This is a genomic window from Cupriavidus sp. 8B, from assembly GCF_054589115.1.
Genome location: NZ_BAAILO010000633.1, coordinates 1 through 1,993, shown reverse-complemented (window position 1 = coordinate 1,993; position 1,993 = coordinate 1). Strand labels below are relative to the sequence as shown.

Here is a 1,993-nt window from a genome sequence, read left to right as displayed (position 1 = left end):
CTTTGCCGTCATGACCGGGGCCTTGCTTGCCGGCTCGGCCTTGGTGGCCGATGCCGCCTGCAGTGCCGCCAGCCTGCGCGCTTCCTCCTGCTGCTGCCGGATGAGTTGGTCCAGTCCGCCGCTGTCCGGGCTGCTGGTGCGCTCCTGCAGCTTCTGGGCCTTCTTCGCTTCGGCCTCCTTCGCCTGGTCCGACTCCATGCCGCTCTGGTAGAAATAGCCGAGCGTTCCCACCGCCACCGCCGCCACCACGCCGAGGGTGGTGACGATGTTGCGCGGCACCTTGCCGCTGGTCAGGCGCGTCTTCGCGTCGGAAACGTCAGTCACTGGCTGCTTCACGGTGCGCCTCGCTCAGAACAGGCCGAAGATGCGGCGCTTGCCACGCTGCACCGTCACTTCCGTATCGCCCGAGCGCAGCGCGACCTCGTCGGCCAGACGCTGCAGCACGAGGAAATCGCCGCGCCGGATGAAGTTCGCCACCACGTAATCGCTGCCGTCCTTGACCAACGCCACCGGCCAGTCGGCGGCCTTGGGCATGCGCATCCAGATTGCCTTGCCGTCATCAAACACCGTCTCTGGCTTGAAACTCGCGCTACCCGAAACGCCATAGTCGAAGTTCAGCTTGTCTGGGGACACCGCAACCGCATCGGGCAGCGCCGCGCCGCCATCGCGCTCGTCCTGCGCCCCCGCCTGTTCGGCGCGCGCCTTCGACTTGGCGCCGAATGGGGCCTGAACGCGGAAGCGCACCTTCTGGTAGAAGATCCCGCCCAGCGGCGAGGACACCAGCGTGAATTCGTAGCTGCGCTTGTTGGTATTGACCGACAGCGTGTTGACCAGACCGGGCCCGTTCGGCTTTACATACAGGTGGTTCGCGCCGTCCGTGTCAAAGCTCCAGCGGATGTTCTCGCCCCAGGCCGGATCGCCCACGATCTGCTCGTCGGGACCGAACTCGATCGTCGTCGTCTTCAACGGGGCGGTGAGCACGCGGAAGATCTGATCCGCGCTGTAGGGAAACACCACCAGCCGCGAGTCCCCGGGCAAGGCTACCGGCTCGACCCCGCCATTAAACGGATTCATCGGGTTCATGGCGTCGGCCATGTCGCCAATGCCCAGTGCAGGCAGCGGCGGCGGCGCCCTCCTCGAGGGCTTGTCGGCCGAGAAGCCGGGGCCTGCCGACAGCATCAGGCAGATGGCCGCTGTCAGGCCAACGACGGAGAAACGGGAACGCAAGGAGTGGGACATAGCTCAGGCGGCGGATTTTTGAATGCTGAAGAACACGGGATAGATGCCAAATGGATTGGCTGAGAGGGCCGCGTCGCTCTTCGGGGGATCAATCTGGTAGCGGAAGGTCATCGCATAACGCTGCTTGCGCGGCTTCGTGCCCTCGTCGCGGGTCGACGTGACAAACTCCACCGCGACGGTGTTGTCCGGCAGCAAGGCGATGTTGGTGACCTGCACCTCGCGCACCAGCGTTGGGCTTTGCGCGATGGCGCGGAACGGCGCGTCCTCCGCCAGCCAGTCCTCGAACTGCTTGCGCGCGGCGCCCACCATCTGCTTCTTCACGGCGTTGATATTCTGGAAGATGCGCGAGTCCTCAATCTCGGCCGTCAGCACCGGCTCAATCGTGAACATGCGCGTGACCACGTCGCGGAATGCGACCTGGATTTCCAGCGCCTTAGGCTGGTATGCGTCCAATTCCCGCGCCACCGCTTTGCCGTTGGCATCGGCCGACACGCCGACCACGCGCACGACCGGCTCGGGCGGTTGGCGCGTCATCACTGCCGCCACCGCCACCAAGGCGGCCACCAGCGCGGCCAGCTTCCAGTGATTGCGCTCGACCATCACACGTGCGGTGCGGTCGAACAGGAACTGCGTGACGTCCTCACCTGCGTACATGCCGGGGGCGGGAGAGAGGACCTTCTTGGATTCGTTGCGGCGGGAGAACAGTGGCATTAGGGCACCTGTTTGGATGCCGCTAATTGAACCAGCGAAACGC

2 protein-coding genes and 1 pseudogene are annotated in these 1,993 nt (G+C 65.0%); all 3 read right to left on the bottom strand.

Translation table 11 applies throughout. From position 1 onward, the window contains the following. A pseudogene (locus ACYP5B_RS51455) lies at positions 1-324 on the bottom strand (TrbI/VirB10 family protein); the annotation flags it as partial. 24 nt (positions 325-348) lie between these two features. Further along, complete coding sequence (locus tag ACYP5B_RS51450; RefSeq protein ID WP_459575222.1) at positions 349-1,239, bottom strand: TrbG/VirB9 family P-type conjugative transfer protein; 891 nt, start codon at positions 1,237-1,239, stop codon at positions 349-351. Positions 1,240-1,242: 3 nt separating this feature from the next. Further along, positions 1,243-1,950 carry a VirB8 family type IV secretion system protein gene (locus ACYP5B_RS51445; RefSeq protein ID WP_459575220.1) on the bottom strand — a complete coding sequence of 236 codons (708 nt, stop codon included), beginning with the start codon at positions 1,948-1,950 and terminating at the stop codon, positions 1,243-1,245. Positions 1,951-1,993: the final 43 nt, after the last annotated feature.